Raw genomic sequence first — 25,210 nt, forward strand, 5'->3', positions numbered from 1 at the left:
GAGCAGACCCGCGGCCGAACCCGAGGACCCCACACGGGGCGTCGAGATCAGAGGAGATGAGCCACAACATGAATGCGATACTCGTCGGCGTGGACGGATCGGACGCGGCCACGGGCGCGGTGCGCTGGGCTGCCCGGACGGCCGCGGCCGAAGGTCTCGATCTCAAGCTCGTCGGTGCGTATGACGCCAGCACGAGTGACTACGCCCCCGGCCTCATCATCCCGCAGGACGTGGTCGACGCCATCCGTCAGGATGCGTCCGACGCGGTGCACGCGGCCGCCGACGCGGCGAAGGATGTGGCGCCCGGGGTGACGGTGGCCACCTCGATCGTCGACGGCGACGCGACACGCGTGCTGCTCGAACTGGGCAAGGACGCGGCGATGATCGTGGTCGGCACCCGTCGGCTCGGCAGCGTGAAGGGCTTGTTCCTGGGATCGGTGAGCACCAGCGTCGCCGCCCACGCGCACGGCCGGGTCACCGTGGTAGCTGCCGAGGGCGACGACGCCGGGCCCGTGGTGGTCGGTGTGGACGGTTCGCCCGTCAGCGATGCCGCCGTCGCCGAGGCGTTCCGGCAGGCGTCGCTGCGCAATGTCCCGCTCCGCGCGGTGCACACGTGGACCCCTCTCGATGCGGATGCGCTCCACGGATACGGCATCGGCGCCGACGAGGTGGCGCGGATGACGCAGGATGCGGTGGAGGTGCTCGCCGAGCGGCTCGCCGGATATGCGCAGGACTACCCGGACGTGACCATCGAACGCTCCGTTCTGCCCGAGGAGCCGGCCAAGGCGCTGCTCGACGCGGCGGGCGCGGAGGCATCGCTCCTCGTGGTCGGCAGTCGTGGGCGCGGCGGATTCCGCGGGCTGCTGTTGGGCTCGACCAGCCAGAAGGTGATGCATCACGCGGAGTGCCCGGTGATGGTGGTCCGCACCTGACCGAGCCGCGCGGTACGTCGGCTCCTCGTTCCCGGTCGTGGACCGGGGACGAGGAGCCGGCGACGCTTACCATCGAGCCATGACGCTGAAGAAGCTGGAGCTCTCGGTCGGGGAGCTCGCCCAGCGAGCCGGCATCGCGCCGTCGGCGGTCCGCTTCTACGAGGATCAGGGCCTCATCTTCAGTCGGCGCACCTCGGGAAACCAGCGCCGCTACCACCGGGCTATGTTGCGGCGCGTGGCGTTCATCCGGGCGTCGCAGGTCGCCGGGATCCCGCTGTCGGTGATCGGTGAGGTGCTCGCCGAACTCGGCGACCACGAATCGCCACCCAAGTCGATGTGGGAAGCGGCGTCGAAGCGCTGGATGGACGACATCAACCACCGCATCGCGCTGCTGGAGAACATGCGGGACATGATCGGGTCGTGCGTCGGTTGCGGGTGCCTGTCCCTGGGGGAGTGCCACCTCCTCAACCCGGGCGACGAACTCAACAAACTGGGTCCGGGCCCCCGCCGCCTCCTCACCGATCAGTAGCGTCCGCGACCCGAACCCGGCGACCGGACCATCCGGGGACGTGGGCACGGACCGCAGGCGATCGCCGCCGCTTGCGGTTTCGGCGAGGGAAAACAGCGGCGGTACTGTTGCCCCATGGCTCGACCGTCGCGCGTGGCGCTGGCTCTGGGAAGTGGCGGCGCCCGCGGCTACGCGCACATCGGGGTGATCGCCGAACTCGAGGCGCGGGGATTCGAGATCGTCACCGTCGCCGGGTCGTCGATGGGTGCGCTCGTCGGCGGCCTCTACTGCGCGGGCAAGCTCGACGACTATGTCGACTGGATCTCCGGTCTGTCCCAGCTCGACGTCGTCCGACTGCTTGACGTCTCGCTGACCAAGCCCGGTGTGATCGGTGCCGAGCGCATCCTGCTGCGGGTGCGGGAAATCCTCGGCGACACCGCGATCGAGGACCTGCCCGTCCCGTTCACCGCGGTCGCCACCGACCTGAACGCCGGCCGCGCGGTCTGGTTCCAGCGCGGTGTCCTCGCCGACGCCCTGCGCGCCTCGATCGCGATCCCCGGAGTCATCAGCCCGTACGAACACGGCGGCCGGTTGCTCGCCGACGGCGGCATCCTCGATCCGCTGCCGGTGGCCCCCACCTCGGCGGTGTCCAGCGATGTGACCATCGGCGTCATCATCGGCTCCGACGGTGGGCCGGAGGCCGGAGCCATCCGGGAGCCGAAGGCCAGGGGACTGTTGCGCCGCAACGTGGCGCCGATCCTCGACAACGAGTTCATCCGAGCGGTCCGCGACCGGCTCGGTCACGAGATGCCCACGGCCGAGCGCGGCGAGCACTCCGCCACCGACGGGGCGGTGATCGCCACCGACGGGGGTGCCGACGCGGTCGACGCCGCGGGCGAGCCGGCCTCCGTCCCGACCGCCGAGCAGGCCGGGTTCGGCGTCGACGAACCGGCCCGGATGGGACGCGTGGAGGTGCTCAGCCGCTCGCTCGACATCATGCAGGAGGCCCTGACCCGCTATCAGGTCGCGGGCTACCCGCCCGACGTGTTGATCCGCGTGCCCCGTCGAACGGTTCGCACCCTCGACTTCCACAAGGCCTCCGAGATGATCGAACTCGGCCGCGCCCTGACCGCGCGGGCCCTCGACGACCTGCCCGAGCTGCCATGAGGCGGATCCCCCGCGGCATCTGGGTCCTGCTGTCGGCGAACGTCGTCATCGCCCTCGGATACGGTTTCATCGCGCCCGCGCTGCCCACCTTCGCCAGAACCTTCAACGTCTCGTTCACCGCCGCGACCGCGGTCGTGTCGGCGTTCGCAGTCATGCGGTTGATGTTCGCGCCCGCGACCGGCCGGCTGGTCACCGTCTTCGGCGAGCGGCGCATCTACCTGACCGGCCTGCTGATAGTCGCGGCCAGCACCCTGGCGTGCGCGTTCGCCCAGACCTACTGGCAGCTGCTGGTCTTCCGCGGCCTCGGCGGAATCGGCTCGACGATGTTCAGCATCTCGGCGATGGCCCTGCTGATCCGGATGGCGCCGAGCGACATTCGCGGGCGGGTGTCGGGCTTCTTCTCGGCGGGGTTCCTCATCGGCAGCATCACCGGACCGCTCATCGGGGCGGCGCTCGTCGGCTTCGGACTGCGGGTCCCGTTCGTCGTGTACGCGGTCGCGCTGCTGGTCGCGTCGACGGTGGTGGCCACCCAGTTGCGGGAGGTCATCGCCCCGGACCAGGCCGACGGCCCGACGGGTGCGCTGATCGGTTTCCGGACCGCCCTGCGCGACAGCGCCTATCGCGCGATCCTCGCGTCGAACTTCACCCAGGGCTGGGCGTCCATGGGTGTCCGGGTCGCGGTGGTGCCGCTGTTCATCACCGAGAGTCTCGGTGCCGGCGCGGGAATGGCGGGGATCGTGCTGGCGGTCTACGCCGCGGGCAACGTGCTGGCGATCCTGGTCGCCGGCCGGTTGTCGGACCGGTTCGGGCGGCGGCCCATCATGCTGCCCGGTCTCGTCATCACCGTCGTCGCGACCATCGCGCTCGGCTTCTCCCCGAACGTCGGCGTCGCGCTGGCGTTGTCGGTGGTCGCCGGCGTGGGCTCGGGACTCTTCGCGCCCACCCATCAGGCCGCCCTCGCCGACGTCCTCGGCAACCGTCAGCAAGGCGGTTCGGCGCTGGCCGCCTACGGCATGTCGTCGGACCTCGGCGCCGTGACCGGACCCGTGATCGTGGGGTTCGTCGCCGACCGGGTCGGCTTCGGACCCGCCTTCGTGCTGACCGGTGTGGTGGCCGCGGTCGCGCTGGTCCTGTGGGTCTTCGCCCGGGAGACCGCGCCGGCGATCGTGGGCGACGGTCCCACGATGACGTCGACCGAGGATTCCGGGACATCCGCCACGCCGGCCGAACCCGACCCGGGTACCGATCCGCTGGGTGCCTCGGAAACGGTTCGTCGCGACGCGGCCGAGGATCGGTGACGTTCCGAGCCGACCGTCCGTGCCGACACGGAAACCCCGCGGTGCCGATGAGTGCTGTGCGAGGGCGGACGACGAATTACGGTTGAGCGATGACCGGTGCAGGGCAGTCGGATCACCCCGCTCAGCGGACCGTAGGGTGCGTGGGCCCGTGACGTCCGGCGAGGGCCTCGCGCCCGGGTACGACTATGCGCTAGGGGCCGATTCGGAGGTCGGCACACTGCGGGCGGTCATGCTGCATCGGCCCGGCGACGAACTGCGTCGCCTCACCCCACGCAACAACGACCAGCTCCTGTTCGACGGGCTCCCGTGGGTCGGACGCGCGCAGGAGGAACACGATGCGTTCGCGGAGGTGCTGCGCGACCGGGGGATCGACGTCTACCTCCTCGGCGACCTGCTCGCCGAGACCATCGCGCACAGCGGTGCCGCGCGGATCCAGGGCATCGCGGCGGCCGTCAGCGCGCGCAGGCTGGGAACGCACCTCGCGGACGATCTGGCCACTCATCTACGGGGACTGTCGCCGGCCGACCTCGCCTACGTGCTGATGGCCGGGATGACGTTCGACGAGCTGCCGATCACTCCCTCGGCGGAACGGTCGTCACTGGTGCGGCGAATGCACCACGGCCCCGAGTTCGCGATCGAGCCCCTGCCAAATCTGCTGTTCACCCGAGACAGTTCGTTCTGGATAGGCGGACGGTTCGCGATCACCTCGCTCGCGCTGCCCGCCCGGGCGCGGGAGACGTCGCTGACCGATCTGATCTACGCACACCACCCGCGGTTCACCGGCGCCCGGCGGGCCTACGAGTCGCAGGTCGCGCCCGTCGAGGGCGGCGACGTGTTGCTGCTCGCCGCCGGCGTGGTGGCCGTCGGGGTCGGCGAACGGACCACGCCCGCCGGAGCAGAAGCGCTGGCGCGCAGCCTGTTCGACGACCACCTGGCGCACACCGTGCTCGCCGTGCCGATCGAACAGTCGCGCGCTTTCATGCACCTCGACACCGTCTGCACGATGGTCGACACCGATGCCGTGGTGATGTACCCGAACATCCGCGACACCATGTCGGCGTTCACCCTCGTCCACGACGCCGCGACCGACGCGGTCCGGATCACCGGCGAACAGCACTTCCTCGATGCGGCCGCCGAGGCGATGGGCATCTCCAAGTTGCGTGTCATCGACACCGGACTCGACCCGGTGACCGCCGAGCGGGAACAGTGGGACGACGGCAACAACACCCTGGCACTCGCTCCCGGGGTGGTGGTCTCCTACAACCGGAACTCCGAGACCAATCGGCGACTCCGCGACTCTGGCATCGAGGTCATCGAGATCGAGGGTCGCGAACTGGGGTCGGGCCGCGGCGGGCCGCGGTGCATGTCGTGTCCGCTCGCGCGTGATCCCCGGTGAGGCCCGCGTCATGACCGGAGGTCCGTCGGCCCCCGACCCGCGCAGCACCGGCCCGGCCGGCACCGGCACCGCGTCGGCGCTCGACGCGCTGCGGATCGACGCCGGCTCCGACCGTCCGCCCTTCGAACAGGTGCGGATCGGCGTCATCGACCTCATCGAATCCGGGGAGCTGCTCACGGGTGAACGCCTCCCGACCGTGCGGGCCCTGGCATCGCGACTCGGCGTGGCGGCCAACACGGTCGCGCGCAGCTACCGGGAACTCGAGGCGGCAGGCGTCATCGAGACCCGCGGGCGACAGGGTTCGTTCATCAGGGCCGGTCGCCACGATGCGCTCGACGCCGGTTTCGCGGCCGCCGCAGCGTACGTCCAAACCGCCCGTGAGCTGGGCCTGGAGGATTCCGTGATCGTTGAGATGCTCAACCGTGTGCTCGGACGAACTTGAATAGATGCACCGAGATTGATTGGCTTGAACGATGACAAGTGAACAGGATGTGATCACTGGGCGTCCGAAGCAGACACTGGACCCGGTGGTTTTCACCGTGACCGCGGTGCTCGTCATCGCCTTCGTGATCTGGGGGATCGGGGACAAGGAGAGCCTCAACTCGACCACCACCGAGGTGTTGAGTTGGATCACCAACAATCTCGGCTGGCTGTTCATCCTCTCCGCGACGGGCTTCGTGATCTTCGCCGTGTTCCTCGCCGTGTCCAAGTACGGCCGGATTCCCCTCGGCCGGACCGGGGAGAAGCCGCAGTTCCGCACCGTGAGCTGGATCGCGATGATGTTCAGCGCCGGCATGGGCATCGGGCTCATGTTCTTCGGCGCGTACGAACCGCTCTACCATTTCGCAAGTCCGCCACCGGAAATCGGTCAAGATGACATCCGCGCGGCCATGGCGACGACGATGTTCCACTGGGGTTTCCACCCGTGGGCGATGTACGCGGTCGTCGGCCTCGCACTGGCCTACAGCACGTACCGGCTGGGCCGGACCCAGCTGATGAGCGCCGTGTTCGAGCGGCTCCTCGGTCCGCGGGTGGCCAACGGCCCGGGCGGCAAGATCATCGACATCCTGGCCATCTTCGCCACCCTGTTCGGCACCGTGGCCTCCCTGGGGCTCGGTGCGCTGCAGATCGGATCGGGACTCGACACCCTCGGCTGGGTCAACGAACCGACGAAGATGTTGCTCGTGGCGATCATCGCGATCCTCACCGCGGCGTTCGTCGCGTCGGCGGTGTCGGGCATCGCCCGCGGTATCCAGTGGCTGTCGAACATCAACATGGTGCTCGCCGTGGTGCTGGCACTGTTCGTCTTCATCGTCGGTCCGACGATCTTCATCCTCAATCTGCTGCCGACCACCCTGGGTGCCTATCTCACCGACATCACCACCTTCGCGGCCCGCTCCGACGCGACGGTGACCACCGAAGCGGGTCATCAGTGGCTGGCCGACTGGACGATCTTCTACTGGGCGTGGTGGGTGTCCTGGACCCCGTTCGTGGGTCTCTTCCTCGCGAAGATCAGCCGCGGCCGCACGATCCGTGAGTTCGTGATCGGCGTGATGGTCGTCCCGACGACGGTGTCGCTGGTCTGGTTCTGCATCTTCGGCGGTACCGCGATCCATCAGGACATGGAGGGCACCCTGGCGTTCGATCCGGCCACCGCGGCCAGCGAGAGCACGCTGTTCGACGTGCTCGCCCACCTGCCGTGGACCGGTGTCGCCTCGGCCCTGGTGATGATCCTGGTCGGCATCTTCTTCGTGTCCGGCGCCGACTCGGCGTCGCTCGTGATGGGCACGCTCTCGCAACGTGGTGTCGAACACCCGTCGCGTTCGCTGACGGTGTTCTGGGGTGTGCTGACGGGCGTCGTGGCCGCTCTGCTGCTGGCGATCAGCGGCGATGGCGCGCTCGACGGCATCAAGACGATGGCGATCATCGCCGCGTTGCCGTTCGTCGTGGTGATGATCGGCATGTGCCTGTCGCTCTTCCTCGACCTCCGGCGCGACCCGCTGATCGTCTCGCGTCACGTGTTGTCGGCCCAGGTCGACGAGCACGTCCGCGAGCAGGCCGTCGCCATCGCGACCGGTGAACTGGAATCGATCGACGCCGACGCGGTCCGGCATCTCGAGAGGATCGACCCCGACCTGGTCGAGCAGGCGAACGGTTCGGAGTCGGCCGGGTCGACCAACGGATCGGCGCCCGCCGAATCGACTGTCGGCGACGCCGATCGCACCGACGGGGGTCGTGACGAGGGGCAGCGCGGCACCGACCGGCTGACCGGTCCCGCGGTGTAGCGACCTCGACCCCCAAACACGACGAATCCCGGTGGGCCGCGCGGTGATGCGCGGCCCACCGGCGTATCTGGTGGGTATGGTGAGACGGCCGGCGGACCGTCGTCAGACCTGTGAGATCGCGTCGGCGAGAGCAGTCGTGAACTGTTCTGCGGTTGCCCGGTCGAGCCGGGATGTCGTGACCCGCAGACCATTCCGTTGTGTGGCGTCGTCGACGGCGAAGATCGTTCCGGGTTGCACCGCCCAACCCCGGCGTGCGAGTTCGGTGCTGACCTTCTCCGCGGGACTCTCGTCGGGCAGGTCGACCCATGCGTTGATCCCGTCCGGTGGCCCCAGGGTCGACGCGACGCCCCGCGTGGTGAGCTGATCGACGAGAAGTCGCGCGCGACGGGCATATTCGCCGCGCGCCGTGGCGATGAGCCGGGTTGTCGCCGGATCGGTCAGCAGGTGAGCGGCGGTGGTCTGCAGCAGGTGGCTGACCCAGGGGCGGCCGGAGCGTAGTCGGGCGTCGAGCGCGGCGGCGGTCGTCGCGTCGGCATCGACGAGGGCGACCCGCAGGTCCGGACCCAGGAACTTCGCGACGGACCGGACGACCGCCCAGTGCCGGCTGTTGTCGGGGATCACCCGGTGGTAGTCGTGGACCGACAACAGCGAGAAGTGGTCGTCTTCGACGACGAGCACCTCGGGGTATCGCTCCAGGAGCGCACGGAGTTCACCCGCACGCGCTTCGGACAGGGCGATCCCTCCGGGGTTGTGGCCGCGGCAGGTGACGATGACCGCTCGCGCACCCTCGTCCAGCACTCGCGCCAGGTGATCGGGACGCATCCCGTGCTCGTCCAGTTCCACCGCCAGCGCGCGGTACCCGTTGACGCGGATGGTGCCGACGCTGGCGAGAAAGCACGGGTTCTCCACGGCGACGGAGTCGCCCCGGACGAGGTGCGTGTTCAGGAGTCTCTCCATCGCGTCCACGGCTCCGTGGGTCGCGATCAGTTCTCCCTCCTGCGGATGATCGCCGAACAACACCGGCGCCGCTGCCCGCAGTGCCGGTGCCACGGCGGAGGTTCCGTACATCGTCGGGCGGTAGGGCGCCGCAGCGATCGCGGCGCGCAGATCGGGGAGGAGATCGGGGTCCGGATTGCCGCCGGCCAGGTCGACGGCGTCTGCGGGAGCGGCGAGTTCGCTGCCGGGTTGCAACCGGTCGGCGACGACCGTGCCTCCCCGACCGCGCGTGTCCGCCGCACCCAGCGCGACGAGCTGGCGGTACGCGGTGGCCACGGTGTTGCGATTGACGCCCAGCTCGACGGCGAGTTCACGGATCGGCGGCAACGAATCGCCCGGCCGTAACCGACCGGCGACGATCGCGTCGCGGGCGCTCTGAACGATCGCGTTCACTGTCTGCCCGGTGATCACGACGCACACTGTACTTCCGCCTCGACATTTTTGTCCTAGGACAAATGCTACCGTGGCTGTACACGCGGAAGTCAGGAGTGCGCCCATGAACCAGCCACACGAATCCTCGAGCCCGGTCTGGTGGCGTTACGTCGCCTACTGGTACGGCGGCAGATTGCCTGTCTCGGTGCAGGATTGGGTGATCAACGATCTGACCGGACCAGGTGCGGCGGTGCGGATGGTCACACGGTGGTCGATACCGTGCATCCTCCTCGTGCTCCCGATGCTGTTCGTGCCGGGGCCGTGGGGGGTGCGGATCACGATGACCATGCCGATCCTGCTGTCGTACCTGTTCTTCTCCATCGCGCTGAACCGTGTCTACCGCCGCTACCGGTTGGTCCAGCACGGACTCGACCCCGAGCTGATCAACACACTCGAGCGCGCGAAGAACGCCGACCTCTATGTCGAGTACCACCGGAAATATCGCAACGAGACCACCCGGCCGTCGTCGGTCTCCCGGTAGGACCGTCCGGGGAACCCGCCCGCTCCCGCCGGTGTCAGCCCCAGCTCGGCAGCCAGATCTGCTGCCGCCAGAGGCCCGGCGATATCGGGGAACCGGTCAGGATCGGCCACAACCACACGAAGTTGGCGACGACCAGACCCACGTACATCGCGACGACCATGATCGCCAGCGCCCGGCGCTCGGGCCGGGCGCGCGCTGTCGCGGCGGCCGAACGCAGGAGGTCACCGCAGCACAGCGCCAGGCCCATCACCAGGAACGGCGCGAGCACGGTCGCGTAGAAGAAGTACATCTGCCGGTCGAGGGCGAGGAACCACGGCAGGATGCCGGCGAGGTAGCCGACGAGAACCGCTGCGTACCGCCAGTCGCGGCGCACGATCCACGACCACAGCCCCCACAGCAGCATCGGCAACGCCAGCCACCAGAGGGCGGGCGAACCGATCAGCATCTGCGCGCGCACGCATTCGCCCCCGCCGCATTGGTCGGGACCGTTCTCGAGCGCGTAGAGCATGGGCCGCAGGCTCATCGGCCACGTCCACGGCTTGGACTCCCACGGATGATGGTTGCCCGCGGAATTGGTGAGTCCCGAATGGAATTCGAGGATGCCGGATTCGTAGTACCACAGCGATCGCCAGGCGCCGGGAACCCAGGCGAACGGGCCGTCGGTGCCGATCGTATTACCCACCTGGTAGCGGTAGACCGCCGTCTCGCTGGTGAACCACGGGATGTAGGTCAGGAAGTAGATGACGACCGGCATCACGGCGAGACTCGCGCCGCTCGGGACGACGTCGCGCACGAGGGTGCCCACCCACGGACGCGGGACGCGATACGCGCGGCGGGCGGCCACGTCGAAACCGATCGCCAGGGCGGTGAAGAAGATGACGTAGTAGATGCCCGACCATTTGGTGCCGCAGTTCAGTCCCAGCATCACACCGGCGGTGAACCGGTACCAGCGGAAGCCGAGACGGGGTCCGAAGGGACTGTCGGCGATCCGGCCCTCGAGATAGACGCGGTACATCCGCTCCCGGACCTGGTCGCGGTCGGCGACGAGCGCGGCGAAAGTGGCCACGATGAACAGGGTCTGGAAGATGTCGAGCATGCCCATCCGGGACTGCACGAACAGCACGCCGTCGCAGATCGCGAAGACCCCCGCGATCGCACCCACCAGCGTCGACCGCGTGAGCCGGCGCACCGCGCAGTAGATCAGCACGACGACCAGGACGCCCGAGACGGCCGGCGCCACGCGCCATCCGAGCGGGCCGTAACCGAAGATCGCCTCGGACGCGGCCAGCATCCATTTGCCGACCGGCGGATGCACGACCAGCCCGTAGGCCGGGTTGTCCTCGATCCAGTTGCCGCCGGACAGCACCTGCCAGCCCTGCGGGACGTAGTGCTTCTCGTCGAAGACCGGTGTGCCCTTGTCGGTGGGATGGGTCAGGGCCCAGAACCGGGTGACGGTGGCCAGGAGCGCGATGACCACACCGACGACGAGTCCACGACCGCGGTCGGGGGCACCGAACAGCGGTGCGGGCACGTCCGGGCCCAGGCGAGGTGGCACCCGATCGATCCTAGTGGTCCCTCGTAAGCTGGCTGTCGATGAACGCCGCCCAGTCCGACACACCCGATCTCGACGAGGATGCGAACGTGCCCGACGACCCCGCCGTGATCGCCGATCCCGGTCCCGACCCCGAGCGCGCCTCGGACGGTCGAGGTCGGCTGGTCCTGGCGGCCACGCCGATGGGCCAGGTCGACGACGCCTCGCCGCGTCTGCGTGCGGCGCTGCAGACCGCGGACATCGTGGCCGCCGAGGACACCCGGCGTGCCCGTGCGCTGGCCGCGGCTCTCCAGGTCGAGATCGGTGGCCGGCTGGTCAGCTACTACGACCAGGTCGAGGCCGCCCGCACCCCGGGTCTGGTCAGCGCGATCGCCGGGGGACAGACCGTGTTGCTCATCACCGACGCCGGCATGCCCTCGGTCAGCGACCCCGGGTATCGGGTGGTGGTGGCGTGCGCCGACGCCGGACTCCCGGTCACGGCGCTGCCCGGGCCGTCGGCGGTCACGACGGCCCTCGCGGTGTCGGCGCTGCCCTCGGAGCGGTTCTGTTTCGAGGGTTTCGCCCCCCGCAAGCCCGGCGCGCGAGCCGCGTGGCTGCGCGAACTGGTCTCCCAGCCCCGGACCGCCGTGTTCTTCGAATCACCCCACCGGCTCGCCGACACGCTCAACGCCGCGGCAGAGATCCTCGGCCCGGACCGTCGCGCCGCGGTGTGCCGCGAGATGACCAAGACCTATGAAGAGGTACGGCGCGGCGGACTGGCCGAACTCGCGGAGTGGGCGGGCACCGGCGTACGCGGCGAGATCACCGTCGTGATCGCCGGAGCCGTCGCCGCCGAACCCGACATCGACGACCTCGCTGACCAGGCCGAAGAACTCGTGGCCGGCGGCATGCGACTCAAGGACGCGTGCGCGGAGGTCACGCAGGGTTCAGGTGCCTCTCGACGCGACGTCTACCAACAGGTGCTCGAAAGACGTCGAGCTGATCCGGGCTGACCCGCAGTTCCACGCGCGGTGCGAGACGGTACGGCCGGCTCGAGACGAGCGCCCCGACCACCCGGCGCAGCCGCGACAGCTCGGCGCGCACACTCACGGTGTGCCCGTCGTCGCCGAAGAGCAGCTGGCTCAATCGCTGTGAGGTGAGGCCCTGCTCGCCGGCATCGGCGAGGAGCAACAGGATCTGGGCATGCCGTCGGGTCAGCACGGTGCGCCACGGCTCGCCGTCGCCGGTGACCGTCACGGTGGGTTCCCCGTCGAGGGAGAGTTCGGCCAGGACCGGGCCGGACGGGCCGGCCGGACGCACCAGCCAGCCCTGGCCTAGGCGCTCGACGACGCAGATGCCCAGACCCGCCACGAACTGACGCATGTTGTCCGTCGGCGCGGCGACGCGGACGGGCGGCGTGCAGCCGCGCCCCTCGGCCACCCACCCGTCGTCGTCGATGAGCAATCCCGGCCCGTGCAGGCCGGCGAGCTGGGCCTGACCGGCGAATCGCAGGTCGGCGAGCTCGCGCTGATGGGTGAGGGTGATCTCGTGTTCGCCGAGGGCGGCCAGTGCGGAGGTGAAGGCCGAGGCCGCGGGCTGCATCTCCATGGCAGGTCCGGCCAGGCCCGCGATGGCGATCATGTCGCCGGTGCGGTGGTCGTGCACCGGCACGGCGGTGCAGAACAGTCCGTGCAGTGAGCTGTAGTAGTGCTCGGCCCCGAACAGCCGTGTCGGGCGCTGCAGGCGAACCGCGAGGCCCACCGCCGTGGTCGCCGTGGAGTCCTCGTCCCACCGGCTGCCCTCGACGAGCTCGAGCCGGTCGGCCTCCGGGAGCACCGAGGCCGAACCGCCACGCCACAGCAGCACGCCGTCGGCGTCGAACACGCCCAAGGTCATCGACGCGTCGTCCGCGGACTGGGCGAACAGACGCTGGAGTGGTTGCACGGCGTCGCGCAGTGGGTGCGTGGCGCGGCGGGTCTCGAGTTCGTCGTCCGAGATGTGACCCGGGTTGTGCGCGTCGACGGTGGAGCGGTGCCGGCCCGACCGGACACGACCCCACGATTCGACGACATCCCCTGGCACATCGGCGCGTGGCGTGCCGCCCGACATGAAGGCATCGTGGTCACGGCGCAGATCACGATCGAGCACCGTGAGATCGGTGGACGACCGGATGGGCACAGTCATGTGCGGAATCGTACCCAAAGCGGCCGCCGATCATGCCCAACCGCGCGGCCTCACGATGCTCGCGGCCTTGTCGAGGCATTCCTGCCATTCCCGGGCGGGGTCGGAATCGATGGTGATCCCACCGCCGACGCCGAGGGCGAGGGTCCCGTCGGGGGTGATCTCCACGGTCCGGATGGCGACGTTCAGGTCGAGCGCGCGGTCGGGGCCGGCCATGCCGATCGCCCCGCAGTACACGCCGCGCGCGTCTGCCTCCCAGCCGTCGATCAGCTCCATCGCCCGCAGCTTCGGAGTGCCGGTGACCGACGCCGGGGGGAACGTCGCCGCGAGGACGGCGTCGTTGCCCGTGCCCGGGGCCAGGCTCGCCTCGACGCGTGACACGAGGTGCCAGACGCCGGGCGCGGGCACCACCGTCAGGAGCTCGGGGACGCGCACGCTGCCGGTCACCGCGATGCGTCCCAGATCGTTGCGCACCAGGTCGACGATCATGATGTTCTCGGCGATGTCCTTGGCGGAGGCGGCCAGCGTATCGGGGTCGGCGGAGGCCGGCAGGGTGCCCTTGATCGGCGACGACGAGATGATGTTGCCGGTCCGGCGCAGGTAGGTCTCCGGTGAGAGGCTCGCCACCGACCCCCAGTCTCCCTGCAGGAAAGCGGCTTTCACCGGCGCGGTGGCTCCGGCGAGATCGGTGAAGTAGTCGACCGGGCGGCCGGTCAGTGTCCCGGTGAAGCGGGTGCACACGCATGCCTGGTACACCTCGCCCGCGCGGATCGCCTCGAGGCACTCCGCGATGGCGTCCAGGTGCGGAACACGTTGCGGGGGATGCCATTGCGCCGTCGGGACGGTGTCGGTCCGACGATGAGTGACAGAGGTGCGAGCCGCCCCGGCGGCGTGCACCACCGCCTCCGCCCAGTCGGGTACACCGGTGCCGGCGCAGCTCCAGCGACCGTCACGGAGTACGAGCACGCCGTCGGTGTGCCCGCCGACATTCGGTGGCAGCGACGCGTCGTGCGGCCGCACCGGGAAACCGAGGTAGCCGAACCAGAATCGATCGGGGTCGTCCGGCGGGAGACAGCCGGGCGTCAGTTCGATCGAGGGCGCGATGACGGCGTCGGCGTCGTACCAGTCACCGATCAGCGCGGCGGGCGGCGGCAGCCGACGCGCGGCGGTCTCGGCGTGCAGGGCGCGCAGCACGTCGAGCGCCGGTACTGCCGCGCTCGGGCCGAGCGAGCCAGACCCCACCCCGTCCGACGAGATCATGCTCGGAGTGCGGGATCAGTTCTCGTACCGAGGGAACACCGGAGACGGCTTAGGCAGCGCGGTGCCGGGCTCCAGGCGGGTGCCCACGGCGGTGAATCGACGGTCGTCGCCGACGACGAGGAGGTCGAGGATCTTGCCGGACGACTCCGGCATGACCGGCTGGCTCAGGAGTGCGACGATGCGCACGACCTCGGCGCAGACGTAGAGCACCGTGCCGGTGCGCTCGAGATCGGTCTTCGCCAGTTTCCACGGTTCCTGCGCCGAGATGTACCGGTTGGTCTCGGCGAGCGTCGACCACAGGGCCTCGAGTGCCAGGTGGATCGCCTGGTTGTCGATGTGGGTTCGCACGGTGTCGAGCAGCGAGTCGGCGCGCGCCAGCAGCGCGGTGTCGGTGTCGGTGAGCTCGCCCGGCGCCGGCAGGGTGCCGTCGAAGTACTTGCCGACCATCGACAGCGTGCGCTGGGTCAGGTTGCCGAACTCGTTGGCGAGGTCGGCGTTGATGCGGGACACGATCGCCTCGGCGGAATACGAACCGTCCTGACCGTAGGACACCTCGCGGAGGAAGAAGTAGCGCACCGGATCGAGGCCGAACTCGTCGATGAGGTTCTCCGGGTCGACGACGTTGCCGACCGACTTGCTCATCTTCTCGCCCTTGTTGAACAGGAAACCGTGCGCGAAGACCCGCTCGGGCAGGTCGATACCCGCACTCATGAGGAAGGCAGGCCAGTACACACAGTGGAACCGGATGATGTCCTTGCCGATGATGTGCAGGTCGGCGGGCCAGTAGCGGGCGAACGTCTCCGGGTCGTCGACGAAGCCGACGCCGGTGAGGTAGTTGGTGAGCGCGTCGACCCACACGTACATGACGTGTTCGGGATGGTCGGGGACCGGCACGCCCCAGTCGAAGGTGGTGCGCGACACCGACAGGTCGGTCAGGCCGCCCTTCACGAAGCTGATGACCTCGTTGCGCCGGACGTCGGGGCCGATGAAGTCGGGCCGGGATTCGTACAGCTCGAGCAGTTTGTCCTGGTAGGCGGAGAGCCGGAAGAAGTAGGTCTCCTCCTCGGTCCAGGTCAGCACGTGCCCGGTGTCGGCGGCCACCCGGTCGCCGGCCTCGTTGACCTCGGTGTCGCCCTCGCCGTAGAAGGTCTCGTCGCGGACGTCGTACCAGCCCGAGTACTTGTCGAGGTAGATGTCGCCGCGGTCGCTCATGCGCCGCCAGATCTCTTCCGATGCCCGCTTGTGGTCCTCGTCTGAGGTCCGGATGAAGCGATCGAAGCTGGACCCCAGCCGCTCCTGCAGCGCCTGGAACCGGTCGGAGTTCCGGTTGGCGAGCTCCGCGGTGGGGATGCCCTCGGCGTTCGCGGTCTGCTGCATCTTCTGCCCGTGGACGTCGGTGCCGGTCAGGAACCGGACGTCGAAGCCGTCGAGTCGCTTGAACCGTGCCAGGGCGTCGGCCGAGATGTACTCGTAGGCGTGCCCGATGTGCGGAGCGCCGTTGGGGTAGGCGATCGCGGTGGTGATGTAGTACGGGCGTCCGCCGCCGTGGGAGGTACCGGACGGATCAGGGCTGGTCAGATCGGGTGCCATAGTGCCCAACAGACTACCGATCGGTGGAGACGACACCCAATTGCGGTCCGCACGATTCCTGACCGGCCCTGGTCGATCTTGCGGGTGCGCACAGTCTGTTGAAGGCTGCGGACGACGCGGCCGGCTCGGCACCGCGCTCACAGCCAGGGGACCGACGCGCTGACCGACCTCGACCCGTGCTGCGTCCGATCCTGCAGCCGGGTGCGTCGCCGGATACCGGATACCGCGCCGGGCTCTCACACTGTGGAGTTGTCAAAGAACTGTTGTGACGATCGGGTCGCCGGGTTTCTGCGTACGGGTACGTCGTCGTCTCACTCGAAATGCGAGTCCGACAGCTCGGGCTTGAGCGACCTACACAAGCACGTCGTCGAGCCGCATGGTGCGTCGGTTGTAGGCGGGCCGTGGCCGGCGGTCGGGCTCGATGTCTACAGGCGGGATCAGCCAGGGGTGGCGGTCGTGGCCCATGATCACTTGCCAACCGTGGTGATGTACCTGGGTGTGACAGCGTTGGCAGAGCAGGCATCCGTTGTCGAGGTCGGTGGGGCCGCCGTCCACCCACGGCACGATGTGATGCACCTGCGTATGTGCCGCGGGTGCACCGCATTTGACGCAGCACAGGTCGCGGACCGTGATGGCCCTTCGTAAGTGAGACGGGAAGAGTCGTCTGCTGGTCCCCATCTGTAACGGCACTCCTTCTCGGTCCAGCACGATCTCGCCCACGATGGCGTCGCACGAGAGTCGTCTCGCGGTGGCCTGTGACACCGAACCGACCCAGGGCAGTCTCACCGGCTCCTTCGCATCGGCCGGGATCGTGACCAGTAGTTGGGTTCTCGGTGTGCCGCTGGTGTCGAGGGTCGCGCCGATCGCCGCCTGATCCAGCAACAATTCGAAGCCGTCCGCCCACCGCTGTTCGCGCGTACGCCGATGCTCGCTGCCGTCGGGCTCGGGCCGCGGGCGGGATCGCTCGTCGATCATGGACAGGAACTTCTCACCGATCACAGCTGTGACGTCGGCCTTGATCTCCACGCGACCGTCGTGGGTGAGGTGCGAGTTCACCGCGTTCAGGGAGGAGTCCTCGGCAGCGGGGATGGCGTCGTCGGCGGTGACCTGGATGCGGTGGGAGATGGTGCGTGCGTGGTCGGCGATCTCGATGGGGGTGGCACCCGAGAATGCCTGCGCCAGTAGTTCGGACTCGTAGCGCTCTCGATCGTCGTCGGAAACATCTGTCGGGGTTCGTTTCTCGATGATGGTCATGCCACGGACAACGGCGTCGACGCATTCGGTCGCCAGATACCCGTCAGCGGCGCATGCGCCGAGCTTCGGCAATGAGTCGATGCCCGCCCCGATTCGCACGCTGCGGTGAGCGACCGCCGGCGCGAAACCCATCTCGATCAGCACCCCGCGCGTGGTCGACCCCACCTTGTCGGCCGCGCCGGTCGCATCGAAAGCTGCTGCGTGCACGGCGATCTGATGGCCTACCGCGTAGTACAGGAACCGGAGCTCGTCCCGTCGGTCGAGAATGCCCCGACCGGTCGGGTCGATCGGTGGTCCGAGTGCGGTGACGACGTCGCGCATCTGGGGGAGCGAGGGCATGCCACCAAGGCAGTCGAAAATTCGTGGCTCTTCTGACGCCAAAGTGGGTGCCTTCTCGCGAGCCTAACGCACGCAACGCCCAGTCTCACTTAGGTTTTGAGTTGCGAAAACAAAGACCAAAGGGAGTGGGCGTTGCGCACTGTCAGAGTACTGCAGAAGTTGCTGGGAATCGAGCGTGCCCGTGTCGTGGGTGTCAGGTTCGATGAGGATGATCGTGGGCAGGTCATCGTGGTGACACTGGAACTGCACGCGAACGCACGATCACGGTGCCCGCAGTGTAAGAAGCGGTGCCCTGGTTACGATCAGCCACCGGCACCGCGACGGTGGCGACATCTCGACATGGGTGGCTGGCGATGCTTCCTCGAGTTGCCCGCCAACCGCGTGAAGTGCCCTCGCCATGGTACGAAGACTGAGTTGGTTCCGTGGGCACGTCCGGAAGCGAAGATGACCAGGGCGTTCGACGACACCGTCGCATGGCTGTGCGCGCACGCCCCGATGACCGCGGTGAGTGCCTATCTACGGGTTTCCTGGCGGACGGTGTCTCGTATCGTCGAGCGCGTGGTCGACGACCATGTCGGACTTACTAAACGCTTGAACGGGTTGCGGCGTATCGGCATCGATGAAATCGCTTATCGCAAGGGCCGCAAGTACTTGGTCGTCGTGGTCAACCATGACACAGGTCAGTTGGTGTGGGCGGGTGAGGGCGCCAAGAAGGAGACCATCGAGCGATTCTTCGACGAACTGGGTGACGTGCGAGCACGCAAGATCACTCACATCAGTGCTGATGGCGCCGAATACATCGGTGCGGTCCTCGCTGAGCAGGCGCCGGGGGCGTACTGGTGTATGGACCCATTCCATGTGCTGCAGTGGGTTAATCAGGCGTTGGACCGGTGCCGGTCTCGGGTGATGAGCCGGATAGCCGGCTTGTCAAAGGTGGAACGCGGCCGATTGAGGTGGGCGTTGTTGAAGAATCCTGACGACCTCACCGAGAGTCAGGAGCGGCTGCAGTCCATCGTGGTCACCGATGCCAACAGTGTGCTGGCCCGTGCGTATCAGATGAAAGAAGAGATAAGGCACATACTTTCAGGTGCTTATTCCTCGTGTTGGGCGCCGTTGCGGCGCTGGTTGAAGAAGGCGGAGACCTGCGATATACCCGAGATTCGCACCCTGGCGCCGAGTATCCGTAAACGTGAGGTCCAGATCTTTAACGCGGTCGAGTGTCAGATGAGCAACGCGCGAGTCGAAGCAACGAACTGCCATCTGCGGTCATTGACGAAGCGGTCATACGGATTTCACACACCTGACGCTTTGATCGCGATGGCGAACCTCACCAGGGGTGGCGCATGCCCGGAACTTCCACATCGAATCTGACCGAAAACCGCCCACTTTCAGGTCAGGAGATCCAAATTCGTTCGAAGGCGAGCGATTTCCACAACCAATAGTGCCCAATTAAATTACGCGGCAACGCAATTAACTTGCGCACCCTCAGTGAGCAGCAGTACCGCCAGTGAACTGCAGTGAACCGAGGTGAACAGAAGTCTCATGAGTCCCAACGTTTCACGTCGAGTGAGAATCGACGGCGACATCACCGCATTGCTGGGCGTTGTTCCGGATCGGCGGACCGCGCCATAGTGGCTCTGCCACAACGGATTCAGAGAAGTCGATCAGTCCCCGGGCCGCTGATCCAGGATCACGATCGCTGTTCGCGCCACCATGCTGTCGGCGTCACCGATGAACGCTTGCAGCGCCGAAGTCGCTGCGGTACCGGGTATCTCGGCCAGCGCCTGCACCAGTCGGGATCGCACGGCCGCATCCGGGTCGGCCCCCAGGCGGTCGACGAGCAGGTCGACGATCCGCTCGCGGTGGGCTTCGTGGCCGGCGAGGATCTCGGCGGCCTCGACATCGCGGTCGCCGGCGGCGATGAGCTCGACGAGTCCGTCGACCGCCGCGTCGATGCCGCGCCGCCCGAGCGTCAGGGCGGCCACGCGCCGGACTACGGTGTCGGGATCGTCGAGCAGGCTGTGCAACACCGCGTCGACCTGATCGTTCTCCGCGAGTGCCGCCAGCGCGGTGACCGCGCGACGCCGGATCATCGGATCGGGGTCGGCGGCGCCGTCGGAGAGTCGCCCGACTCCGCCCGGTCTCTGCGCGAGCGCCCACCGGAGCGCACCGGCGACGTTGGGATCGTTCTCGGCCAGCAGCGCGTCGGCCAGCGACTCCCCGGACACGCCCACCTCGCCGGCGAGCAGCGCGGCCCGCTGGCGAAGGGCCGCGTGTTCGGACTGGACCGCACGGAGCAGACCGATCACGTCGAGTACCGACGTCCACTCGGTGGGACCCGTCACCGCGACGCGCTGCAGCCGCTCCAGGAGCCGCGTGTCCGCGGCGATCCGCGCGCGGGTGTCGTCGATGAGCCGGTCCATCAGCGAACCGGGTTCGAAGTCCGGATCGTCGAGCGCGCGACCGACCTCGCGCAGCGAGAGTCCGAGCGATCGGAGACTCTCGACGTGCATGAGCCGCTCGAGATCCGCCGCGGCGTACTCCCGGTAGCCGCCCGACGTCCGCCCGGTGGGCCGCACGAGTCCGAGCGAGTCGCAGTGGCGCAGCATCCGGCTGCTCAAGCCGGTCTGCTGCGCCACCTCGCCGATCAGCACCCGTCACGCCCCGTCGACCGACTCGGCGCCGGACGAATGCTGCTCGGACGAATCGCCGTCGGACGAATCCCTTTCGGAGGCATCACCGTTCAAGCGCGAGGCGAATTCCAAGGTGGCCTCGAAGTCGCTTTCCGGATCGTCGATCAGTCGCTCGGTCGCGGCCACGTGCGCCCGCACCTCGCGATCACCGCGCTTCTTCGCGGTCGCGAGCGGCCCGGCCGCGGAGTCGCCGAGTCCGGCGAGGGCACGGCTGAGACTCCGCCGGACGTCGGTGCTCCCGCGGCCCAGTTCGCCGGCCAGTTCGTTCGCGAGCCAGGTCTCGCGGCCGGCCGGGACCAGGACGACGGCGGCCCGCCAGGCGGTGCGGGCCACCTCGTCGTCGGCGTCGTGCAGGAGCGTGGGGGAGATCGACGTCCATGCCGACCGGTCGCCGATCTTCGACAGGGTGTGCAGGGCCTGCGCCCGGGCCTGGGGTGACGCCGACTCCAGCTGGGGGAGGAGGACGGGCACCGTGAGGTCGGCCGGTAGGCGCGTCAGGGCCCAGGTCAGCATGTCCCGCACGAAGAAGTCCGGTTCGACGGCGCAGCGTCGGATGAGATCGTCGACGTACCCGGGATGCGGGTTGGTGCCCGCGGCCATCGCGGCACGGAGCCTCGTCGACGCGTCACCGGCCGCGAGTGCGGCCACGAGCGCGGGATCGAACGGTCGAATAGTCTGGTCGGTCATCGTCGACCACCTCCTTCGCCGTCGATCACACCCCTTGACACAGTGACAACGTCAAGTGCGCGGACCCCGACCGTCGGGCCGGGCCCTAGATCTCCCGTCGGTAGGGTTCGCATCCCGGTGGCGCCTTCGGCGGCTCGCGATACTCCAGCTCTGGGATGTGCATGGTCACCGGGGCCGACTCGAGCGTGAACTTCTCGCCGTGATGGGCCAGGTCGATCGGCGGACCCGACAGCAGCCGGTACGTCGCGTTGTCCTTGTCGACGGCCACCACGATCTTCGAGTCGCGGATGATCATGCGGAACGACATGTACGTCAGCCGCCGAGGGAGCCGGGGCGCGAACGTGATGTTCCCGCCGAAGTCACGCATGCCGCCGAAACCCGCGACGCAGTCGGTCCAGGCACCGGCGAGTGCGGCGATGTGCAGGCCGCTGCTGACGTTGTTGTGCAGGTCGTGCAGATCGGTGAACACCGACTCGGCGAGCAGATCGTAGGCGAGGTCGGGGTAGCCGACCTCGGCGGCGGTGACCGCCTCACAGCACGCTGAGAGCGACGAGTCGCGGACGGTCAGCGGGTAGTAGTAGTCGAAGTTGCGCAGCTTCTGCTCGGCGGTGAACGCGTCGCCGAACAGGTAGGTCGCGAACACCAGGTCGGCCTGCTTGACCACCTGCTTGCGATAGAGGTCGTAATACGGGTAGTTCAGCAGGAGCGGATAGCGTCCGACCGACGACTCGAAGTCCCAGGCCCCCAGCAGGGTGAACGACTCACACTGCTGGTGGACGCCGAGGGCGTCGTCGTAGGGGATCGTCATGTCGTCGGCGCACGCTTCCCAGTGCGCCGCTTCGGCGGTCGTGACCCCGAACTGTTCGGCGAGGTCGGGCCGGCGGTGCACGGCCGCCACGGCGTCCCGCAGGTTCTGTTGCGCCGCGAGGTTGGTGAAGGTGTTGTTGTTCACCACGGCGGTGTACTCGTCGGGACCGGTGACGCCGTCGATGCGGAACTTGCCGTTCACGTCGTGGTGCCCGAGGCCGGCGAACAGTCGTGCGGTCTCGACGAGGAGTTCGACGCCGCACTCGGTCTCGAACTGTTCGTCGTTGGTCGCCCGGAGGTAGCGGGCCGTGGCGTTGGCGATGTCGGCGGACACGTGCACGCCTGCGGTGCCCGCGGGCCAGTAGCCCGAACACTCGTCGCCGTTGATCGACCGCCACGGGAACATCGCCCCGCGCTGACCGAGTTCGGCGGCGCGGGATTTCGCCTTGTCCATGGTGGAGTGGCGCCATCGCAGTTCCTCGCCGGCGGCGGCGGGGACCGTGTAGGTGAGCATCGGGAGGATGAAACTCTCGGTGTCCCAGAAGGTGTGACCGTCGTAGCCGGGGCCGGTGAGCCCCTTGGCCGGGATGGCGCGGGACTGACCGCGCGCGCCGGCCTGCAGCACGTGGAACAGCGCGAACCGGACCGCCTGCTGCAACTCCGGATCGCCGTCGAGTTCGACGTCGGCGTCGCGCCAGAAGTCCTCGAGGTAGCGGACCTGGTCGGCCTTGAGCGAATCCCAGCCGGTCTCCATCGCCATCGCGAGCGCCGCGTCGACCTGGGCACGCAGCGCCGGCACCGAGCGTCGGGCCGACCAGCCGTACCCCATGTACTTGGTGAGGGTCAGGCTCTTGCCCTTCGGCACGTTGGCCGCGATGGTGAGCCGGGCCAGGTCACCGTCCGCGCGGATGAAGGTGTCGGCCTTGTCGGGGAAGTAGATCTCGTGGTCCATCCCGGCCGCGATGTGCAGGCCGGACTTCTTGGTGTGGTGGACCAGCATGCCCCAGTAGTTGCGGCAGGTGGCGAGGTCGGAGACCAGCGGGGCGTCCAGCGCGGCCGCCAGGCGCGGGTCGTTGCCCGGTGCCGGCACCGGCTCGTTGGCCAGGAGATCGGACTGCAGAACGAGTTTCATGTCCTCGTCGACCGGCTCGACCTCGTAGCGGATCGCCGCGATCGTGCGCTTGGTGAAGGACACGAGACGCTCGGACTTGATCCGGACCTTGCGGCCGGTGGGTGAGGTCCACACCGTGTGACGACGGAGGGTGCCGGTCCGGAAGTCCAGCGTCCGCTCGTGCTCCTCGGTACGCCCGTACCGGAGGTCCATCGGCTCGTCCTCGACCAGCAACCGGATGATCTTGCCGTCGGTGACGTTGACGACGGTCTGTCCGGACTCGGGATAGCCGTAGCCGCTCTCCGCGTAGGGCAGGCCGCGCAGCTCGTAGAAGCCGTTCAGGTATGTGCCGGGATGGTCGACGGGCTCGCCTTCCTCGAACGACCCGCGTAAACCGATGTGCCCGTTGGACAGTGCGAACAGTGTCTCGGTTCGGCCGAGCATGTCCAGATCGACTCCGCCGCGCCATTTCAGCTGCCACGGATGGATCTCGAAGCCGAAGTCGTGGCCGTGCTCGGCGGTCATGCGGGCAGCAATTCGACGAGATCGGTCACGACGACGTCGGCACCGGCCGCGCGCATGGCCTCGGCCTGCACACCACCGACGCGGTCGACACCCACGACGTAGCCGAATGCTCCCGCGCTGCCGGCCTGGATGCCGGAGATGGCGTCTTCGAAGACCGCCGCCGCAGCGGGTTCGACGCCCATCTGCTCGGCGCCCAGGAGGAACGAGTCGGGAGCGGGCTTGCCCTTCAGGCCCTTCGTCACGATGTCGAGCCCGTCCACCCGGACCTCGACGAATTTCGACAGATCCGCTGCATCCAGCACTGCTGCTCCGTTCTTCGAGGAGGTCACCACCGCGATCCGGAGGCCGGCATCTCGCGCCGCCTCGAGGTATCGCACCGAACCCGGATACGCCTGCCCACCGTCCTCGGCCAGGCTGACCAGGAACATGTCGTTCTTCCCGTTCCCGATCTCGGTCACGGTCTGCGGGTCGACGTCGTCGATCCCTCGGGAGGCGAGGAAGGCCCGGACGCCGTCCTCGCGGGGACGCCCGTCGACGTAGGCGAGGTAGTCCTGGTCGGTGAACTCGACGAAGTCGGCATGGTCCGCGCCGCCCAGGCGCGCGGCGAGAAAGGCGTCGAACGCCTTCTTCCATGCCTTGCGGTGTAGCACCGCGGTCTCGGTGAGAACTCCGTCGAGGTCGAACAGTGCGACGGTGATCGAATCTGGCAATCCCAACACGCTTCGCCACGCTACCCGTCCCGGACGACTCCGGCGCGATTTGCGTGGCCGGGCGGACCGTTTTCCCTCGACCACGTCCGCGCGCGTGTACCCGTCGTGTCGGGCGATGTCCGCCCGGGTCGGGGTGGGCGACCCGAAAACCCTTTGACCGGGCAACAACTGGGAGTGAGACGATGAACCGATGACCCGACGATTCGCCCAGATCGATGTGTTCTCCGCCACTGGAACCGGTGGTAACCCGGTGGCCGTGGTGCTCGACGCCGCCGACATCCCCGACGACCGGATGGCCGCGTTCGCCCGCTGGACCAATCTGTCGGAGACGACGTTCGTGCTGCCGCCGACCGACGCCGCCGCGGACTACCGCCTGCGTATCTTCACCCCGGACGGGGAATTGCCGTTCGCCGGGCACCCCACTCTCGGCTCCGCGCATGCCTGGCTGACGACGGGCGGCCGCCCGGCCGGGGAGGACATCGTGCAGGAGTGCGGCGTCGGCATGGTCCGACTGCGGCGCTCGGGTGCACGCCTGGCCTTCGCGGCGCCGCCGTTGCGGCGGTCCGGCCCCGTCGAGCCCGCGGTCGTCGCCGAGGTCGCAGCCGCGCTGGGAGTCGATGTCGGCGAGGTCCTCGCGGCCGAGTGGGTCGACAACGGGCCGGAATGGATGGTGCTGCAGCTCGGGTCGGGGGAGCGGGTGCTCGAGGTGGCGCCGGACATCCCGGCCCTCGGGGATCACAAGGTCGGGCTGTTCGGGCGGTACGGCTCGGGTGACGGCGAGGTCTTCGGTGAGGTGCGGGCGTTCGTGCCGGGGATCGGTGTCCCCGAGGACCCGGTGACGGGCAGTCTCAACGCCGGTATCGCGATGTGGTTGCGCGCGCACGGCCACGCACCGGCGTCCTATGTCGCCGCGCAGGGTGCGGCACTCGGCCGTGCCGGGCGCATCCACGTCCACGACGACGGCGAGAACATCTGGATCGGCGGGGACACCACGACGGTGATCGAGGGCACGGTGACGCTCTAGGCG

The 25,210-nt window shown here is 68.4% G+C and carries 21 protein-coding genes; 11 read left to right on the plus strand and 10 right to left on the minus strand.

Annotated features, from left to right (window positions below; genetic code table 11):
* The first annotated feature begins 68 nt into the window (after positions 1-68).
* From AC3B5T_RS13900 to AC3B5T_RS13930, 7 genes are all read left to right on the plus strand, one after another.
* Positions 69-932 carry a universal stress protein gene (locus tag AC3B5T_RS13900; RefSeq protein WP_010844401.1) on the plus strand — a complete coding sequence of 288 codons (864 nt, stop codon included), beginning with the start codon at positions 69-71 and terminating at the stop codon, positions 930-932.
* Between the two features lie 79 nt (positions 933-1,011).
* Positions 1,012-1,461 carry a redox-sensitive transcriptional activator SoxR gene (gene soxR, locus AC3B5T_RS13905; RefSeq protein ID WP_004019988.1) on the plus strand — a complete coding sequence of 150 codons (450 nt, stop codon included), beginning with the start codon at positions 1,012-1,014 and terminating at the stop codon, positions 1,459-1,461.
* Positions 1,462-1,575: 114 nt separating this feature from the next.
* Positions 1,576-2,607 carry a patatin-like phospholipase family protein gene (locus AC3B5T_RS13910; protein ID WP_488357549.1) on the plus strand — a complete coding sequence of 344 codons (1,032 nt, stop codon included), beginning with the start codon at positions 1,576-1,578 and terminating at the stop codon, positions 2,605-2,607.
* Entirely contained in the window at positions 2,604-3,905 is a 1,302-nt protein-coding gene (locus AC3B5T_RS13915; protein WP_488357551.1) for an MFS transporter, read from the plus strand. The genes AC3B5T_RS13910 and AC3B5T_RS13915 overlap by 4 nt, the downstream gene beginning before the upstream one ends.
* Positions 3,906-4,053: 148 nt before the next feature.
* Positions 4,054-5,301, plus strand: a complete 1,248-nt coding sequence (locus AC3B5T_RS13920; RefSeq protein ID WP_010844398.1) for an arginine deiminase — start codon at positions 4,054-4,056, stop codon at positions 5,299-5,301.
* A 10-nt stretch (positions 5,302-5,311) separates the two neighbouring features.
* Positions 5,312-5,743: a GntR family transcriptional regulator gene (locus AC3B5T_RS13925; RefSeq protein WP_488357553.1), complete on the plus strand. Its 432-nt coding sequence runs from the start codon at positions 5,312-5,314 to the stop codon at positions 5,741-5,743.
* Positions 5,744-5,774: 31 nt separating this feature from the next.
* A complete protein-coding gene (locus tag AC3B5T_RS13930; protein WP_197282757.1) occupies positions 5,775-7,586 on the plus strand; it encodes a BCCT family transporter in 1,812 nt (603 codons plus the stop codon).
* A 102-nt stretch (positions 7,587-7,688) separates the two neighbouring features.
* On the opposite strand, the gene AC3B5T_RS13935 is transcribed toward AC3B5T_RS13930, so the two are convergent.
* Positions 7,689-8,993 carry an aminotransferase class I/II-fold pyridoxal phosphate-dependent enzyme gene (locus AC3B5T_RS13935; protein WP_488357554.1) on the minus strand — a complete coding sequence of 435 codons (1,305 nt, stop codon included), beginning with the start codon at positions 8,991-8,993 and terminating at the stop codon, positions 7,689-7,691.
* A gap of 85 nt (positions 8,994-9,078) precedes the next feature.
* On the opposite strand from AC3B5T_RS13935, the gene AC3B5T_RS13940 reads away from it, so the two are divergent.
* Entirely contained in the window at positions 9,079-9,495 is a 417-nt protein-coding gene (locus AC3B5T_RS13940) for a DUF5313 domain-containing protein (protein ID WP_055475306.1), read from the plus strand.
* A gap of 34 nt (positions 9,496-9,529) precedes the next feature.
* Here the strand turns inward: AC3B5T_RS13940 and AC3B5T_RS13945 are convergent, their stop codons facing one another.
* The gene (locus tag AC3B5T_RS13945) at positions 9,530-11,050 is read right to left on the minus strand and encodes a dolichyl-phosphate-mannose--protein mannosyltransferase (RefSeq protein ID WP_488357555.1); all 1,521 of its coding nucleotides are present in this window, start codon (positions 11,048-11,050) and stop codon (positions 9,530-9,532) included.
* Positions 11,051-11,088: 38 nt separating this feature from the next.
* Between AC3B5T_RS13945 and rsmI the strand changes: the two genes are divergently transcribed.
* Entirely contained in the window at positions 11,089-12,039 is a 951-nt protein-coding gene (gene rsmI / locus AC3B5T_RS13950; RefSeq protein ID WP_488357556.1) for a 16S rRNA (cytidine(1402)-2'-O)-methyltransferase, read from the plus strand.
* On the opposite strand, the gene AC3B5T_RS13955 is transcribed toward rsmI, so the two are convergent.
* The 4 genes from AC3B5T_RS13955 to AC3B5T_RS13970 form a co-directional block, all read right to left on the minus strand.
* The gene (locus AC3B5T_RS13955) at positions 11,963-13,210 is read right to left on the minus strand and encodes a transcriptional regulator (RefSeq protein WP_488357557.1); all 1,248 of its coding nucleotides are present in this window, start codon (positions 13,208-13,210) and stop codon (positions 11,963-11,965) included. The two genes, rsmI and AC3B5T_RS13955, sit on opposite strands and share 77 nt — an antisense overlap.
* A gap of 30 nt (positions 13,211-13,240) precedes the next feature.
* Positions 13,241-14,467 (minus strand): aminodeoxychorismate synthase component I, encoded by a 1,227-nt coding sequence (locus tag AC3B5T_RS13960; protein WP_488357559.1) that lies wholly within the window; start codon positions 14,465-14,467, stop codon positions 13,241-13,243.
* Between the two features lie 15 nt (positions 14,468-14,482).
* Complete coding sequence (gene metG, locus AC3B5T_RS13965) at positions 14,483-16,057, minus strand: methionine--tRNA ligase (RefSeq protein WP_488357560.1); 1,575 nt, start codon at positions 16,055-16,057, stop codon at positions 14,483-14,485.
* 351 nt (positions 16,058-16,408) lie between these two features.
* Positions 16,409-17,650 carry an HNH endonuclease signature motif containing protein gene (locus tag AC3B5T_RS13970; RefSeq protein ID WP_488357562.1) on the minus strand — a complete coding sequence of 414 codons (1,242 nt, stop codon included), beginning with the start codon at positions 17,648-17,650 and terminating at the stop codon, positions 16,409-16,411.
* Positions 17,651-17,782: 132 nt separating this feature from the next.
* On the opposite strand from AC3B5T_RS13970, the gene AC3B5T_RS13975 reads away from it, so the two are divergent.
* Entirely contained in the window at positions 17,783-19,021 is a 1,239-nt protein-coding gene (locus AC3B5T_RS13975; RefSeq protein ID WP_488357563.1) for an ISL3 family transposase, read from the plus strand.
* A 293-nt stretch (positions 19,022-19,314) separates the two neighbouring features.
* Here the strand turns inward: AC3B5T_RS13975 and AC3B5T_RS13980 are convergent, their stop codons facing one another.
* From AC3B5T_RS13980 to AC3B5T_RS13995, 4 genes are all read right to left on the minus strand, one after another.
* Complete coding sequence (locus AC3B5T_RS13980) at positions 19,315-20,304, minus strand: HEAT repeat domain-containing protein (protein WP_488357565.1); 990 nt, start codon at positions 20,302-20,304, stop codon at positions 19,315-19,317.
* 3 nt (positions 20,305-20,307) lie between these two features.
* Positions 20,308-21,030 carry a HEAT repeat domain-containing protein gene (locus AC3B5T_RS13985; protein ID WP_488357566.1) on the minus strand — a complete coding sequence of 241 codons (723 nt, stop codon included), beginning with the start codon at positions 21,028-21,030 and terminating at the stop codon, positions 20,308-20,310.
* Between the two features lie 85 nt (positions 21,031-21,115).
* Positions 21,116-23,473, minus strand: a complete 2,358-nt coding sequence (locus AC3B5T_RS13990) for a glycoside hydrolase family 65 protein (RefSeq protein ID WP_044506266.1) — start codon at positions 23,471-23,473, stop codon at positions 21,116-21,118.
* Complete coding sequence (locus AC3B5T_RS13995) at positions 23,470-24,192, minus strand: beta-phosphoglucomutase family hydrolase (protein ID WP_010844384.1); 723 nt, start codon at positions 24,190-24,192, stop codon at positions 23,470-23,472. Before AC3B5T_RS13995 ends, AC3B5T_RS13990 begins: the two co-directional genes overlap by 4 nt.
* 181 nt (positions 24,193-24,373) lie before the next feature.
* On the opposite strand from AC3B5T_RS13995, the gene AC3B5T_RS14000 reads away from it, so the two are divergent.
* Positions 24,374-25,207, plus strand: coding sequence for a PhzF family phenazine biosynthesis protein (locus AC3B5T_RS14000; RefSeq protein WP_488357567.1), 834 nt, complete (start codon positions 24,374-24,376; stop codon positions 25,205-25,207).
* The last annotated feature ends 3 nt before the right edge of the window (positions 25,208-25,210 follow it).

It is taken from the genome of Gordonia sp. G4 (assembly GCF_057770005.1).